This window comes from Nocardioides soli, from assembly GCF_014191495.1.
GTDB lineage: Bacteria > Actinomycetota > Actinomycetes > Propionibacteriales > Nocardioidaceae > Nocardioides > Nocardioides soli.
This window is the reverse complement of sequence record NZ_JACHWR010000003.1, coordinates 661,943-676,782: the sequence shown is the minus strand read 5'-3', so window position 1 is coordinate 676,782 and position 14,840 is coordinate 661,943. Positions and strand designations below refer to the sequence as shown.

Below are 14,840 nucleotides of genomic sequence, written 5' to 3'. Positions count from 1 at the left end.
TTCCCCTCGCTTCGAACAGGTGTTCGCCATCCTAACCGGCATCAGCAAGGCAGAACGACTCCCGGCACGCCGGTGTTCCCCACGATCTCACGCACCACCGACAGCGCTCCGGCCGGCAGCGCGCGCCGTCCGGCAGGATGGGCCCATGAGCACCCGCATGCCCGATCTCACGACGGAGACGGTCGTCGACCGACTCCTGCCCGAGGCGACGCGCCGGATGGTGCGCACCGCCGACGCGCTCCCCGACCCGGCGTACGCCGAGCCCAGTGGACTCCCGGGCTGGACCCGCGCCCACGTGCTCGCCCACCTCGCCCTCAACGCGGAGGGCCTGGCCACCGCGCTCACCGGCGTCGTCGAGGGCAGGCCGGTGTCGATGTACGTCTCCACCGAGGCCCGGGACGGCGACATCGAGAACCTGGCGGCCACGGGGCCGTCGGTGCTGCGCTCGCGGCTGCTCGGGGCGTGCACCGACCTGCACGACGCGATCGCCGCCGTACCGGCGGACGCCTCGGACACCACGATCGAGCGGGTGCCCGGCGGCCGGGTGTTCACCCCCGGGGACGTGCCCTGGATGCGGCTGCGCGAGGTCGAGATCCACCACGCCGACCTCGGCGCGGGCTACGACCGGGCCGCGTGGACGCCCGAGTTCGCCGCGCACGTGCTGGAGACGACGCTGACCCGCGGCGGTCCGGCCGAGCCGCTGGTGGCCCGGGCGACCGACCTGGACCGGGAGTGGGCCTGGGGCGCGAGCGGGAGGGTGGTGACCGGTCGCGCGGTGGACCTCGCGTGGTGGCTGCTCGGACGCGGGTCGGGCGACGGAGTCACGAGCGAGGGCGGCGCGCTGCCGCGGATCGGAGCATGGTGAGCATGTACACCGGAACCGTGCGGGTCGGGGGCGGCCCCGACGTCCGCGAGCTCGAGCACCTGACCATCACCAAGGTGGCGGTGGACGAGCGGATGTCGAACAACTGCTACCTGCTGACCTGCCGCGACACCGGCGAGCAGGTGCTGATCGACGCGGCCGACTCGGCCGAGACGCTGCTGCCGCTGATCGGTGCCGACGGGCTGGCGGCCGTCGTCACCACCCACCAGCACTGGGATCATCACCGGGCGCTCGCGGACGTCGTGTCCGCGACCGGCGCGGCCGTCGTCGCCGGCGCCCCGGACGCCGACGAGATCACCGCGCAGACGGGCGTCCCGGTGACCTGGCCCGTGGAGGACGGCGACACCGTCGCGGTCGGGTCGTGCACGCTCGAGGTCATCCGCATCACCGGGCACACGCCGGGCTCCATCGCGCTGCTCTACGACGACCCCGCGGGTCACCCGCACCTCTTCACGGGCGACTCGCTCTTCCCGGGCGGGGTGGGCAACACCTTCGGCGACGACGCGGCCTTCGCGACCCTCCTCGACGACGTCGAGTCCAAGATCTTCGGCCGGCTCCCCGACGAGACCTGGTTCTACCCCGGCCACGGCGACGACTCGACGCTCGGCGCCGAGCGCCCCGCGCTGCCGGAGTGGCGCAAGCGCGGCTGGTAGCCGATTCGGCGCGTCACTCAGCGCCGGGTCGCGGGTCAGGCCACCATCGGCCAGGGGTCGTCGCCGCCGGCCCGGGGCGGGGTGGATCGCCGTCCGTCGGGCGGCGGCATCGACCGGGCGACCGGCAGGCCGGGCTCGAAGATCGGGGGCAGGTTGTCGAACTGGCTCAGGTCGGCGTCGGTCGCCACGGGTACGGCGGCGTCCGGGGGCTGGGTCTCCCAGCCGGCGACGTCGAACCTCAGCTCGTCCACGGGCGGGACCGCGTCGAGGTCGACGATCTCCTGGAGCGGCAGGCCGCCGGGCAGCGCCTCCCGGTTGAGCCGCGCGAAGACCTCCAGGGCGTTCCAGTCAGGCGCGGTCCCGGCGTCGAGATGGCGCCGCAGCCGCCGTTCGGCGACGTCGGCGTCGATCGCGAGCACCAGCCGGTCGGCACCGAAGCGGTCCGCCCAGCACCACAGGGTCCGCGAGCCGATCCGCCGCTCCGCGGCGGTGCCGAGCACCCGCGCGACCGTCGGGTCCGGCAGCGGATGGGCACGGAGAATCTCCTCGACGTCGAGGATGGTGGCGCGGTCGGGGCAGGTGCGCAGCTGGGCAGCGCGCCGGTCGCGGTCACGCGCGCCGCGGCTGGCGGCGTCCGGTCGCGTCGTGACGTAGGCGATCGCCCATACGGCGGCGACCACGCCGAACAAGCACAGTCCGAGATACATGGCTGGGTCCTCATGTCAGTGAGTTCGTCTGAAGCAGGAACTTCCCTGAAGAGGCCAGCCTGATACCTGGACCGACCGAACAGCGGTGAGGACTAGACCAGAATTTCTTGCACCAATCTTGAGGATGCCGGCCCCCGGGATCGGTGCTACGAGCGCACCGGCCGGGGCCGGTCCTCAGTGGTAGGTCACCTTGACCACGTCGGTGACCGGCACCGACTGACAGCCCAACCGGATCCCGTCGGCGATGTCCTCGTCGTCGAGCACGTCGTTGTGCAGCATCGTGACCTCGCCCTCGAGCAGCCGCACCGCGCACGCCGAGCACTCCCCCTCGCGGCAGGAGTACGGCGCCTTGACGCCCTTCGCCTCGAGGTGGTCGAGCATCTTGGTGCCGGGCGCCCAGTCGTCGAAGGCGTACTGCTCGCCGTCGAGCTCGACCTCCAGCCGCACCGGCCCCTCCGGGCCGGGCTCGCCGGCGTCGGCCGCCGCGTCGTCCTCGTCGCGCTCGGCGTCCTCGATCTCGTGCTCGGCGACCTCGCGGTCGTGCAGGTCCCCGAACGGATTGCCGCCGAGCGAGATGAACTTCTCCTGGTGCCGTCGCTCGCGCGGGAACTCCAGCTCCTTGAGCGCGGCCACCACCATCTTCATGAACGGCGCCGGGCCGCAGACGAACGCGTCGTACGTCGCGTAGTCGCGCGCGAACGCCTTCAGCTGCTCCTGGACGGGCAGGCCCTGCAGGGTCTCCAGCCAGTGCACGACCTGCAGCCGGTCCGGGTGCTCCGCGGCGAGCCGGCTGAGCTCGTCGGCGAAGATCACCGACCGCTCGTCGCGGTTGGCGTAGAAGAGCACGATCCGGCCGGTCCCCTGCTGCAGGGCCGTGCGGGTGATCGAGACGACCGGGGTGATGCCGCTGCCCGCGGCGAAGAGCAGCAGGTCGGCCGACAGCGACGCCGGCGTGAAGATGCCGCTCGGCGGCAGCACCCGGATGCTGTCGCCCTCGTGCAGGTGGTCGCAGACCCAGTTGGAGGCGTAGCCGCCGGCGGTCCGCTTCACCGTGATCGTAAGCGGGCCGCCGCCGATCGGGCTGCTGGACAGCGAGTAGCAGCGCGCCGCGACCCCCGTCTGCTCCGAAGGTACGGCGAGGGTGAGGAACTGGCCCGGCTTGTAGGCGAACCGCTCCTCGGCGCCGGCCGGGACCGCGAACGAGATGGAGTGGGCGTCCGCGGTCTCCTCGACCACGCTCACGACCTTCACCTCGAAGGACTCGTCAGACATGTGTCCTCATCTGGTCAGTAGCCGTCCTCAGTAGCCGTCCTCGGCCCCGATGGGGATCCGATCCTCGCGCACCGCCGCCTCGATGCTGGCGATCATCCGGGGGCACGCGTAGTGCGAGTCGCGGCCGTTCGCCCTGCGAGACAGCTCGGGGCAGTGCGCGCGGGCCTCGGCGGTCCACTGGATCGACGTGTGGTGCTCGCTGTTCTTCTTCACGCCGACCGTGGCCAGGCAGTCGAGGCAGGCGACCTCGGTCAGCCGGGCCCGGGTGTAGAGCCGCTGGTCCTCCAGCGTGTCGGCGCTGGTGGGGACGAAGGACGCCATGGCCTCAGCCGTTCGTCATCGCGCTGGAGGACGCCGCGGCCGCCTCGTCGGCGGGCCGGCTCTCCTCCTCGGCCTTCTTGCGGAGGTTCTCCGCGACCTCCTCCTGCCAGAACTCGTTCGCCTTGGTGGTGTCGACCTCGAACTCGAACCGGTCGGTCATCTCGGCCGTCACGTCGGCCCGGTCGACGTAGAACTGCTCGTACCAGCGGCGCAGCTGGTAGACGGGGCCGTCCTCCTCGCACAGGAGGGGGTTCTGGACCGGGGCCTTGTTCAACCAGATGGCGACGTCCTGCTCGAAGCCCTCCTTGAAGGTCTCGGAGTAGCGCTTGCCGATGTACTCCGCGGTCGCGTCGTCCACGCCCTCGGGCTTCTTGACGCAGACGCCGTACTGCAGCTTGAAGGAGTTGTCCGAGGTGGGCACGTGGCAGTTGATCAGCACGACCTCGGTCTCGAATCCCTTGTAGTCGACGTGGATCCAGTTGACCATGTACGACGGCCCGAAGTAGGACGCCTCGGACTTCAGCATCAGCCCCTCGTCGCCGTACCCGGCGCCGTCCACGTCGGGGCGGCCGGTCGACTCCATGAACTGGGTCGCCATGTGCCCCTCGAAGACGTTGCGGAAGTTCGTGGGGAACGCGAAGTGGATGTAGAAGAAGTGCGCCATGTCCACGACGTTGTCGATGATCTCGCGGCAGTGCGCGGTCGGGACGTCGAGGACCTCCCAGGTCCAGTCGGTGTACTCGTCGGTGCCGATGCCGGGCAGCACCGGCGGCAGGATGTCGAGGTCGGGCGCGGAGCCCTCGACGTCGTGCCAGATCAGCACCTGGCCGTTGCGGACGACGACCGGGTACTTCTGGGTGCGGGCCCGCAGCGGCACCCGCCGCGCGTAGGGGATCGCCTTGCACTTCCCGTCGCCGCCCCAGCGCCAGTCGTGGAACGGGCAGGCGATCTCGTCGCCCTTCACCGTGCCCTGGGTGAGGTCGCCGCCCATGTGCCGGCAGTAGCCGTCGAGCACGTTGATCTCGCCCTTGCTGTCCTGCCAGACGACGAGCTTGCCGCCGAACGCCTCGACGGCGTGCGGCCGGCCGTCGCCGAACGCCGTGGCCAGACCCAGGCAGTGCCAGCCTCGCGCGAAGCGCTCGGGCGGCGTACCGCGATCGAGGTAACGGGTGTCGCTCATGGCGTGCCTCCAGACCTGTGGACCAAAACGAGAACAGGTTATAGTTTTCGAGTCGTCGTTTCCAGGGGCCCCCCCAGATCCTGCCGTCGCACCCGCGCCCGCAGGGCACCTCGAGGAGAGTTGGAGCAGCATGCACATCGCCCTCACATCCGAGCAGGAGCGGCTCCGCGAGGAGCTGCGGGAGTACTTCGCGGGCCTCGTCACCCCGGAGGTGCGCGCGGGGCTCGCGTCCGCCACCGGCGAGTTCGGCGACGCGGGCGTCTACAAGGACGTGATCCGCCGGCTCGGGTCCGACGGGTGGCTCGGGATCGGCTGGCCGCAGGAGTACGGCGGCCAGGCCCGCTCGATGGTCGACCAGCTGATCTTCACCGACGCGGCCGCCGTCGCCGGCGTGCCGATCCCCTACCTGACCCTCAACACCGTCGGCCCGACGATCATGCGCTACGGCACCGACGAGCAGAAGGAGCACTTCCTCCCGAAGATCCTCGCCGGCGACCTGCACTTCTCGATCGGCTACTCCGAGCCCGGCTCCGGCACCGATCTGGCGTCGCTGAAGACGCGGGCGGTCCGCGAGGGCGACGAGTGGGTGATCAACGGCCAGAAGATGTGGACCTCGCTGATCCAGTACGCCGACTGGATCTGGCTCGCCTGCCGCACCGATCCCGACCTGCCCCGCCACAAGGGCCTGTCGATGATCCTGGTGCCGGCCGACTCCCCCGGCTTCTCCTACACCCCGGTCCACACCGTCGCGGGCGTGAGCACGAGTGCGACGTACTACGAGGACGTGCGGGTGCCGGCGAGCAACCTGGTCGGCGACCTCAACGGCGGCTGGTCGCTGATGACCAACCAGCTCAACCATGAGCGGGTGGCGCTGACCTCGGCGGCGCCGCTGACCCACTCGATCGAGATGGTGCGCACCTGGGCGCAGGACACCACCCTTCGAGACGCCTCGTCCCTCGGCTCCTCAGGGACCGGGAAGAGGCGCGTCATCGACGTCGAGTGGGTGCAGATCGCGCTCGGCCGGGCGCACGCCCGCGCGGAGGCGCTGCGGCTGATCAACTGGAAGCTCGCCGCCGACGCGGACGCCGGCGTCGACCTGTCCCCCGCCGAGGCGTCGGCGACCAAGATCTACGGCTCGGAGCTCGCGACCGAGGTCTACCGCACGCTGATGGAGATCGTCGGCCCCGACGCCGGCGTCACCGGCGACTCCGAGGGCGCCGTGCTGCAGGGGCGGCTCGAGCGGTTCTACCGCTCCGCGCTGGTGATGACCTTCGGCGGCGGCACCAACGAGATCCAGCGCGACATCATCGGCTACGTCGGCCTGGGCCTGCCCGCGGCGAAGCGTTCGTAGCGGATTCGACGAGGAGAGACTGACATGGACTTCCAGTTCACCCCGGAGCAGGACGACGCCGCGGAGCTCGCCGCGAACATCCTGTCCGACCGCGCCACGAACGAGCGGCTCAAGGCCGTCGAGGCCGGCGGCGACCGCTTCGACCGCGAGCTCTGGGCCGCGCTCGGGGAGGCCGGGCTGCTCGGGCTCGCGCTGCCCGACGAGGACGACGGCGCCGGGCTCGGCCTCGTCGAGCTGTGCCGGGTCCTGGTCGAGGTGGGCCGCACGGTCGCGCCGGTGCCGCTGGCCGCGCACGGCCCCGCCTCGCGGCTGATCGCCGAGCACGGCTCCGACGCGCAGCGGGCCGCCTGGCTGTCCCGCGCCGCCTCCGGCGCGATCGTCGTCACGGCGGCGCTCGCCGAGGAGCGGTCCTGGGCGCCCGAGCGACCGACCACGGTCGCGACGCCCCAGGACACCGCGGACGGCGGCTTCCGGCTGACCGGCAGCAAGGCGGTCGTGCCCGCCGGGCCGTACGCCGACCTCGTGCTGGTGCCGGCCGAGACGCCGGCGGGCGTCGGGGTGTTCCTCGTCGAGCCGGGCGACGCCGGCGTGACGGTGGTGGCCCAGACGTCCTCCGACCGCGACGCGGTGGCTCGTCTCGACCTCGACGGCGTCGTGGTCGGTGCGGACCGGCTGCTCGGCGCCGCCGACGGCTCCGTGGCGCACCGGCTGCGCCGGCTGATGGTGCTCGGTGCCGCCGCGGAGCAGCTCGGCATCACCGAGGGCGCGCTGCGGCTGACCGCGGCGTACGCGAAGACCCGGGAGCAGTTCGGGCGGCCGATCGGCACCTTCCAGGCGGTCTCCCAGCGGCTGGCCGACGGCTACATCGACGTGCTCGGCCAGCGGCTCACGCTGTGGCAGGCCGCGTGGCGGCTCGACGAGGGCCTGCCGGCCGACACCGAGGTCGCCATCGCCAAGCTCTGGGCCGCCGACGCCGGCCATCGGCTCGCGCACACCGCGGTGCACGTGCACGGCGGCGTCGGCATCGACCTCGACGGCGAGACGCACCGCTACTTCACGGGCGCGAAGCGCTTCGAGTTCCTGCACGGCGGCGCCACCGAGCAGGCCCTGGCCATCGGGCGCACGCTGGCCGCCGAGCCGGTGTGAGCGACGGGGGGTGGTTTCGAGGCTCAGGCGCTGGCGCGCCTTCGCACCTCAACCACCGTGGCGAGCCGGTGGTTGAGGTGCGAGGGCCGCTAGGCCCGAGCGGGCACGGTGGTTGAGGTGCGAGGCGCGCCAGCGCCGAGCCTCGAAACCACCCCATCCGCGATGCCCACGGTGCGCGAGCAGTTGCTCGCGCGGGCGGGTGACGACTCCCCGGGGCTGCTGTTCGAGGACGAGTCGTGGACCTGGGCCGAGGTGGTCCGCGAGTCCTGCGTGCGGGCGGCCGCCCTCGACGTCCTGCTCCCTCCGGGTCGGCCCCCGCACGTCGGGGTGCTGCTCGAGAACGTGCCGGAGTTCGCGTTCCTGCTCGGCGGCGCGGGCCTCGGCGGCGCCGTGGTGGTCGGGCTCAACCCCACCCGGCGCGGCGCGGCGCTCGCCGCCGACGTCCGCCGGGCCGACGTGCAGGTCGTGGTCACCGACGCCGCGCACGCCGAGCTGCTGGTCGACGCCGAGGTGCCGGTGCTGCCCGTGGACGCGCCCGACTGGGCGGCCCTGCTCGCCGAGCACACCGGCGCGCCGGTGCCCGACGTCGCGGTCGGCCCCGACGACCTGATGATGCTGATCTTCACCTCGGGCACCTCCGGCGACCCGAAGGCGGTCAACGTCACCCAGGCAAAGGTGGCGCACCCCGGGCAGCTCCTCTCCGAGCGGTTCGGGCTGTCGCCCGCGGACGTCGCCTACGTGTCGATGCCGATGTTCCACTCCAACGCGATCATGGCCGGCTGGGGCCCGGCGCTGGCCTCCGGGGCGACGGTCGCACTGGCCCGGAGGTTCTCGGCGTCCGGCTTCCTGCCCGACGTGCGGCGGTACGCCGCGACGTACGCCAACTACGTCGGCAAGCCGCTCGCCTACGTGATGGCGACCCCGGAGCGCGCCGACGACGCGGACAATCCGCTCCGGCTGGTCTTCGGCAACGAGGCCAACGAGCGGGACATCGAGGGCTTCGGGCGGCGCTTCGGCTGCGTGGTCGTCGACTCCTACTCCTCCACCGAGAACGCCGTGATCGTGCAGCGGGTGGCCGGCATGCCGCCGGGCTCACTAGGCCGGCCGGTGCCGGGCGTGCGGGTGCTCGACCCGGTGACGCACGCCGAGACACCGGATGCCGCCTTCGACGCGTCGGGGGCGCTGCTCAACGCCGAGGCGGCGACCGGAGAGCTGGTGAACACGCTCGGGTCGGGGGCGTTCGCGGGCTACTACCGCGACGCGGACGCCGAGGCCGAGCGGATGCGCGGGGGCATGTACTGGTCCGGCGATCTCGCCTACCGCGACGCCGACGGCTTCGTCTACTTCGCCGGTCGCACGGCCGACTGGCTCCGCGTCGACGGCGAGAACCTCGCCACCGCGCCCGTCGAGCGCATCCTGCTGCGGCACCCGGCGGTCTCCGAGGCGGCCGTGTACGCCGTACCCGACGAGTCGGTCGGCGACCAGGTGATGGCGGCGCTCGTGCTGACCGGCCCGCTGACGCCGGCGTCCTTCGAGGAGTTCCTGGCCGCTCAGCCCGACCTCTCCCCTCGGGCCTGGCCGCGCTACGTGCGGATCGCGCCCACCCTGCACCGGACTGCCACCAACAAGGTGCTCAAGCGCGCCCTGGCGGCCGACGGCGCGGCCGCCGGTGACGGGGCGCTGTGGACGCGGGAGGCCCGCGGCACGGCGTACTCGTGAGGCGGGCCCGTCACGGCGCCGGCGACGGCTCGGTGTCGTCGTCGGTGAACGGCGTGCCGCCCCCGAAGGAGTCCGACACCGCGGCGGCGTCGAGCACCCGGTACGGCGCGGCGGCGGTGGTCGCCCGCTGCCGGAGCGCGTCGAGCGGGACCTCCCCGCGGGAGGCCACCACGACCAGGTTGCCGAGCCGCTTGGCCCGCAGGGTGGCCGGCTCGGCGGTGAGCAGCACGTGCGGGAGGGCGCCGCGGAGCGCGGCGACGGCTCGGCGGGTCCAGCCGAAGGGCGCGCGGTCGGTGAGGTTGAGCGCCACCACGCCGGTCGGTCCGACCACCCGCGCCAGGTCGGCGAAGAACGCGTCGGTGACCAGCGACGCGGGCACCCGGGCGTCGGCGAACGCGTCGACGACCACCATGTCGGCGCCGCCGTCGCGCAGCGTCGCGACCCCGGCCCGCCCGTCGACCGGACGCACCTTGATGCCGCTCCGGCGCGGTAGCGGCAGCTCCCGACGCACCAGCTCGGTCACCGCGGCCGCGGGCTCGAGCACCACCTGGGACGAGTGCGGGCGGGTCGTGGCGACGTACCTCGGCAGCGTGAGCCCGGCACCACCGACGTGCGCCACGCGCAGCGGCGATCGGGGCGGGGCGACCACGTCGACGACGTCGCCGAGCCGGCGCACGTACTCGAAGACCAGCCGGGTCGGGTCGGTGAGGTCGACGTACGACTGGTCCATGCCCGACATCCGGAGCACGAAGCAGCCGGGCCGGTCGGCCGGCAGGATCTCCACGTCGTGCTGCACGGCTGCAGCCTGCCATGAGACCCAGGCACGCCCACGACCACACGAATCGGGGGACCCCACAGGGGTGCGATGCTCCGCTAGCGTCGCGTCATGACCGTGCTGCGCTGGGGTGACCTGGGCCGGGCCGTGGTCGCGCTGGTCGGCGCCGCGCTCGGCCTGTGGATCGCGTCGTGGCTGGTGCCCGGCTTCGACATCGGCTCCTGGGAGGGCGCGCTCTGGACCGCGCTGCTGATCGCGATCTGCGGCATGGTGCTGCGCTTCCTGCTGGTGCGGGGCGCGGTGCTGCTGGGGTGGGTCGGCGCGGTGCTCGTCGGGCTCTTCGGACAGGCGCTGGTGATCTGGCTCGTCGTCTACGCCCCGCGCGGTGGCGACGCCGCCGACCTCGGCTGGGCGCTCGTGGCCTCGTGGATCGTCGCCGCGGTCTCCACCCTCTTCGGCTGGGTCGCGACCGCCGGCACCGACGACGCGGTGACGGCCTCCCTGCTGCGCCGCGCCCGGCGCCGACGGCACCCGATCGAGGACCCCGACCTGCCCGGCGTGGTCTTCGTCCAGGCCGACGGCGTCCCCTACCCGGTGCTCGAGTGGTGCGTGCGAGCCGGCACGCTGCCGACGCTCTCCCGCTGGCTCCGCAGCGGCTCGCACCGGGCCGTCGAGTGGCGCCCGAAGCTGCCCGCGACCACGCCCGCCAGCCAGATGGGCATCCTGCACGGCACGATCGACGGCATCCCGGCCTTCCGCTGGGTCGACCGGCCCAGCGGCAAGGTGTACGTCGCCAACCGGCCGGCCGACGCCGCCGCCATCGAGGCCGTGCACTCCGACGGGCGCGGCCTGCTGGCCGACGACGGCGTCTCGGTGAGCAACCTCTTCACCGGCGACGCGACCACGGCGTACGCCACCATGAGCGCGATCGGGCGCGGTCAGCAGACCCGCGAGTCGCGCCGGATCGTCTCGGAGTACCTGAGCCGGCCCGCCGGCTTCGCGCGCAGCATGTCGCGGGCGATCAGCGAGATCGCGCGCGAGCGGTTCCAGGCCGCCCGCGCGAAGCGCCGCGACATCCGGCCCCGGGTGCACCGCGGCTGGTCCTTCGCGATGGAGCGGGCGGCGCTGACCGGCGTGATCCGCGACCTCAACACGACCCTGGTCGCCGAGTCGATGCTCCGCGGGCGCCGCAGCATCTACGTGGACTACGTCGACTACGACGCGGTCGCCCACCACGCCGGCATCCTGCAGCCCGAGTCGCTCGACGCGCTCGCCGGCATCGACGCCGTGCTCGCCCAGATCGAGGCGATCGCGGCCGTCGCGCCGCGCAAATACCACATCGTGGTGCTCTCCGATCACGGCCAGTCGCAGGGCGCGATCTTCGCCGACCGGTACGGCGAGGACCTGGCCGGCCTGGTCACCCGCCTCACCGACTCGGCCGCGGTCGCCTCACTGGAGAACGCCGAGGCGGCCGGGTCGCTGAACTCGATGATGGCCGGTGGCGCCGGCGACGACACCGTGCTCGCCCGGACCCTGCAGCGGGCCTCCGCCCGCGCCTCCGACCGGATCACGGCCGACACGTTCGAGACCCGCCAGCCCGAGAAGGAGCAGGAGTTCCTCGTGTTCGGCTCCGGGAACCTCGGGCTCGTGTACGTCTCCGGGGAGGACCACCGGCTCACCGCCGACGAGCTCGCCGAGCGGTACCCGTCGCTGGTGCCCGGGCTGGTCGCCCATCCCGGCGTCGGGTTCGTGGTCGTCGACACCGTCGAGCACGGGCCGGTCGCGATCGGGGCGTCCGGCGAGCACCGCGTACGCGACGGCGTGGTCGTGGGCGACGACCCGCTCGCGGCGTACGGGTCGCATGCTCCGGAGTTCGTGCTCCGGGCCGCGACGATGGCCGAGGCCCCGGACATCTACGTCAACAGCCTGATCGACGACCTCGACGAGGTGGCGGCGTTCGAGGGGCTGGTGGCCTGCCACGGCGGGCTCGGCGGCTGGCAGGACCGCGGCATGATGGTGCACCCGGTCGACTTCGCGATGCCCGACGAGATGGTCGTCGGCGCCGATGCGCTGCACCGGGTGCTGCGCGGCTGGCTCGAGCAGGTCGGCCACCGGACGGCGCTGCGTGAGGAGTCGGCCTCGTGACCGCGGCCCCGGCCGGCGCGGCACCGGCCACGCCACCGACCCCGCCACCGACCCCGCCACCGGCCCGCCACCGGATCTCCGCCGGCTTCTTCGTCGCGGGCACCGGCTCGCGGTCGCGCCGGCCCATCGACGTCGCGCTCGCCGTCGTCGGCCTGCTGATCGCCCTCGGCTCCGCCCGGGCGGCCGCGCATCGCGGGGTGCTCGACAGCGCCGTGCGGGGCGTCGCCGAGGACCTGCCGCGCTGGGCGACCGCGCTGTTCGACGCCGCCTACGCGCTCGGCTCGGTGTACGCGCTGGTCGTCGTGGTGATCGTCGTGCTCACCGTCCCCCGGCGCGGCCTGCTCCCGTTCGCGATGCTGCTCGCCGCCGCCGCCGCGATCGGCGGCGCGGTGGTCGCGTCGTACCTCGCCGGCGCCGGCCTGCCCGAGTTCGACCCCGGACCGGTCCGCAGCGGCTCGCCGCACGGCTTCCCGACGCTGCGGGTGGCGATGGTGACGTCGGTGCTGCTGGTGCTGCGCCCGTTCGTGGTGATCCCGCTGCGCCGCTTCCACGTCGGCGTCGTGGCCGTGCAGTGCCTGGCCGCGTGGGCGATCGGGATCGCCGGGCCCACCGACGTGCTGGGGGCGCTGGCGATCGGGATCGCGGCCGCCGGTCTCACGCTGGTGCTGGTCGGCTCCCCCGCCGGACACCCCGACCTGCGACAGGTCTCCTCGAGCCTCGCGCACCTCGGCATCGAGGTGACCGGGCTGCGCTTCGCCGAGCGCCAGCCCTGGGGAGCGCGCATCCTGTACGCCGAGGCCACCGACGGCCGGCCGCTGCTGATCAAGGTCTACGGGCGCGACGCCACCGACGCCCGGCTCGCGGCTCGCTGGTGGCGCACGCTGCTCTACCGCGACCAGGCGGCGCCGGGCGCGACCCGGCTCCAGATGGTCGAGCACGAGGCGCTGCTGACCGTGCTGGCCGACCGGGCCGGCGTCGACGTCGACGAGCTGGTCGCCGCGGCCGAGACGTCCGGCGACGCCCTGCTCGTGCTCGGCCGGCCCGCACCGTCGCTCGCGAGCACCCGCGGTCCGGACGCCGACGGCTCCGGCGAGGGCTCCGGCGACGGTCTCGAGGTCGAGGTCGCCGACGAGACGCTGCGCGCGGTCTGGGCCGCGGTCGCCCGCCTGCACGACGCGGGCCTCACACACGGCGAGCTCACGCTCGGCCACGTCGCGATGACCGACGGCCGGCCGGTGCTGTCCGACTTCGCCTCCGGCGTCGTCGCCGCCGACGACGCCGAGCGGGCCCGGGACGTCGCCGTGCTGCTCACCAGCCAGGCGCTCGCCGTGGGCGCGACCCGTGCGGTCGACGCCGCCGTCGCGGGGATCGGCGGCGAGGCGGTCGCGGCCGCGCAGCCCTACCTGCAGCGCGCCGCGATGCCGCGCTCGCTCGGCGGCCAGCGCCTGAAGGCGACGCTCCCGGCCATCGGCTCGGCGATCGCCGAGCGCACCGGCACCGAGCCACCGGAGCCGGCCGAGATCGTCCGGATCCGGTGGCGTGACCTGCTGCAGACCGGGCTGATCCTGTTCGCGGCGTACGCCCTGCTCTCCACGCTCGCCGAGCTCGACTGGGCCACCGTCTGGGACACCTGGCGCAACGCGACCTGGAGCTGGGTCGCCATCGGGTTCGTCGTCGCGCAGGGCACGGCCTTCGCCGACGCCGCGACCGCGATGACGACCGTGCGCACCCGACTGCCGCTGGTGCCGCTCGTGCAGCTGCAGTACGCCGTGAAGACCGTCGGCCTCGCGATCTCCGCCACCCTCGGCCGGGTCGCGCTCTACACCTCGTTCCTCCGCCGCTTCGGCGAGGGCCCGGCGACCGCCGTGACCGCCAGCGCGCTCGACTCCTTCGCCGGGGCCGTCGTGAACGTCGTGGTCGTGCTGGTCGCCCTGCTGCTGGCCAAGCACATCCCCGACGTCGACCTCGCCGGCCCCGACAACCTCGACCGGATCATCGTCTTCATCGTCGTGGCGGTCGTGCTCTCGGCGATCGCGGTGTCGGTCATCCCGAAGCTGCGCCGGCACCTGGTGACCGCCGTGCGCAGCGCCTGGACGTCGCTCCGGGTCGTCACCGACAGCCCGGCCCGGGCGCTCGGCCTCTTCGGCACCAACCTGGCCTCGCTGATGATCACCGCGGTCGCGATGTCCTGCATGGTCGAGGGGCTGCAGCCGTCCCTGCCCTACGGCACCGTCCTCTTCGTCACCGCCGCGGCCGCGCTCTTCGCCAGCATCGTCCCGGTGCCCGGCAACGTCGGCGTCGGCGAGGCCGCGATCGCCGCCGGCCTGGTCGCGGTCGGCGTCGACAGCGGCCCGGCGTTCGCGATCGCCGTCACCCAGCGGCTCGCCACGTCGTACCTGCCGCCCGTCTACGGCGGCTGGGCGCTGCGCTGGCTGCGCCGCGAGGACTACATCGACTAGCCCCGGCGGGTCCCAGGAGGTGGTTTCGAGGCTCAGGCGCTAGCGCGCCTTCACACCTCAACCACCGGCATCCCCCGCGGTGGTTGAGGTGCGACGAGCGCCAGCGAGGAGCCTCGAAACCACCACCCCCACGCAGCCCTCGCACCTCAGCCACCCCTCGGGGGCGACCCCCGGTCGGCCGGCCCCTGACACCTCTCGCTAAGGTCGGGTTGTTGCGCATTACTCGCAA

12 protein-coding genes are annotated in these 14,840 nt (G+C 73.3%); 7 read left to right on the top strand and 5 right to left on the bottom strand.

What is annotated here, in order from left to right:
• The first annotated feature begins 145 nt into the window (after positions 1–145).
• On the top strand, positions 146–865 hold the full coding sequence (locus FHU40_RS21965) for a maleylpyruvate isomerase N-terminal domain-containing protein (RefSeq protein ID WP_183594516.1): 720 nt from the start codon (positions 146–148) through the stop codon (positions 863–865).
• Between the two features lie 2 nt (positions 866–867).
• The gene (locus FHU40_RS21960; protein ID WP_246391252.1) at positions 868–1,536 is read left to right on the top strand and encodes an MBL fold metallo-hydrolase; all 669 of its coding nucleotides are present in this window, start codon (positions 868–870) and stop codon (positions 1,534–1,536) included.
• A 35-nt stretch (positions 1,537–1,571) separates the two neighbouring features.
• Here the strand turns inward: FHU40_RS21960 and FHU40_RS21955 are convergent, their stop codons facing one another.
• The 4 genes from FHU40_RS21955 to FHU40_RS21940 form a co-directional block, all read right to left on the bottom strand.
• Complete coding sequence (locus FHU40_RS21955; RefSeq protein ID WP_183594513.1) at positions 1,572–2,243, bottom strand: hypothetical protein; 672 nt, start codon at positions 2,241–2,243, stop codon at positions 1,572–1,574.
• Positions 2,244–2,417: 174 nt separating this feature from the next.
• The gene (locus tag FHU40_RS21950) at positions 2,418–3,515 is read right to left on the bottom strand and encodes a 2Fe-2S iron-sulfur cluster-binding protein (RefSeq protein ID WP_183594511.1); all 1,098 of its coding nucleotides are present in this window, start codon (positions 3,513–3,515) and stop codon (positions 2,418–2,420) included.
• A 27-nt stretch (positions 3,516–3,542) separates the two neighbouring features.
• Positions 3,543–3,836, bottom strand: a complete 294-nt coding sequence (locus FHU40_RS21945) for a hypothetical protein (protein ID WP_183594510.1) — start codon at positions 3,834–3,836, stop codon at positions 3,543–3,545.
• A 4-nt stretch (positions 3,837–3,840) separates the two neighbouring features.
• Positions 3,841–5,016, bottom strand: coding sequence for a 3-ketosteroid-9-alpha-monooxygenase, oxygenase component (locus FHU40_RS21940; RefSeq protein WP_183594508.1), 1,176 nt, complete (start codon positions 5,014–5,016; stop codon positions 3,841–3,843).
• 130 nt (positions 5,017–5,146) lie between these two features.
• Here FHU40_RS21940 and FHU40_RS21935 point away from each other — a divergent pair, with 130 nt between their 5' ends.
• The 3 genes from FHU40_RS21935 (at position 5,147) to FHU40_RS21925 (ending at position 9,232) form a co-directional block, all read left to right on the top strand.
• Entirely contained in the window at positions 5,147–6,367 is a 1,221-nt protein-coding gene (locus FHU40_RS21935) for an acyl-CoA dehydrogenase family protein (protein ID WP_183594506.1), read from the top strand.
• 24 nt (positions 6,368–6,391) lie between these two features.
• A complete protein-coding gene (locus FHU40_RS21930) occupies positions 6,392–7,513 on the top strand; it encodes an acyl-CoA dehydrogenase family protein (protein WP_183594504.1) in 1,122 nt (373 codons plus the stop codon).
• 162 nt (positions 7,514–7,675) lie between these two features.
• Positions 7,676–9,232 carry an AMP-binding protein gene (locus FHU40_RS21925; protein WP_183594502.1) on the top strand — a complete coding sequence of 519 codons (1,557 nt, stop codon included), beginning with the start codon at positions 7,676–7,678 and terminating at the stop codon, positions 9,230–9,232.
• A gap of 10 nt (positions 9,233–9,242) precedes the next feature.
• Here the strand turns inward: FHU40_RS21925 and FHU40_RS21920 are convergent, their stop codons facing one another.
• The gene (locus tag FHU40_RS21920) at positions 9,243–10,028 is read right to left on the bottom strand and encodes a spermidine synthase (protein ID WP_343057979.1); all 786 of its coding nucleotides are present in this window, start codon (positions 10,026–10,028) and stop codon (positions 9,243–9,245) included.
• 90 nt (positions 10,029–10,118) lie between these two features.
• Here FHU40_RS21920 and FHU40_RS21915 point away from each other — a divergent pair, with 90 nt between their 5' ends.
• Both FHU40_RS21915 and FHU40_RS29725 read left to right on the top strand, forming a co-directional pair.
• Positions 10,119–12,152: a phage holin family protein gene (locus tag FHU40_RS21915; RefSeq protein WP_183594500.1), complete on the top strand. Its 2,034-nt coding sequence runs from the start codon at positions 10,119–10,121 to the stop codon at positions 12,150–12,152.
• A complete protein-coding gene (locus tag FHU40_RS29725) occupies positions 12,149–14,611 on the top strand; it encodes a lysylphosphatidylglycerol synthase domain-containing protein (RefSeq protein WP_183594499.1) in 2,463 nt (820 codons plus the stop codon). Before FHU40_RS21915 ends, FHU40_RS29725 begins: the two co-directional genes overlap by 4 nt.
• The last annotated feature ends 229 nt before the right edge of the window (positions 14,612–14,840 follow it).

Coding starts and splice junctions, on each gene's coding strand:
- FHU40_RS21965 (WP_183594516.1), top strand. CDS start 146: ATGAGCACCCGCATGCCCGATCTCACGACGGAGACGGTCGTCGACCGA.
- FHU40_RS21960 (WP_246391252.1), top strand. CDS start 868: ATGTACACCGGAACCGTGCGGGTCGGGGGCGGCCCCGACGTCCGCGAG.
- FHU40_RS21955 (WP_183594513.1), bottom strand. CDS start 2,243: ATGTATCTCGGACTGTGCTTGTTCGGCGTGGTCGCCGCCGTATGGGCG.
- FHU40_RS21950 (WP_183594511.1), bottom strand. CDS start 3,515: ATGTCTGACGAGTCCTTCGAGGTGAAGGTCGTGAGCGTGGTCGAGGAG.
- FHU40_RS21945 (WP_183594510.1), bottom strand. CDS start 3,836: ATGGCGTCCTTCGTCCCCACCAGCGCCGACACGCTGGAGGACCAGCGG.
- FHU40_RS21940 (WP_183594508.1), bottom strand. CDS start 5,016: ATGAGCGACACCCGTTACCTCGATCGCGGTACGCCGCCCGAGCGCTTC.
- FHU40_RS21935 (WP_183594506.1), top strand. CDS start 5,147: ATGCACATCGCCCTCACATCCGAGCAGGAGCGGCTCCGCGAGGAGCTG.
- FHU40_RS21930 (WP_183594504.1), top strand. CDS start 6,392: ATGGACTTCCAGTTCACCCCGGAGCAGGACGACGCCGCGGAGCTCGCC.
- FHU40_RS21925 (WP_183594502.1), top strand. CDS start 7,676: ATGCCCACGGTGCGCGAGCAGTTGCTCGCGCGGGCGGGTGACGACTCC.
- FHU40_RS21915 (WP_183594500.1), top strand. CDS start 10,119: ATGACCGTGCTGCGCTGGGGTGACCTGGGCCGGGCCGTGGTCGCGCTG.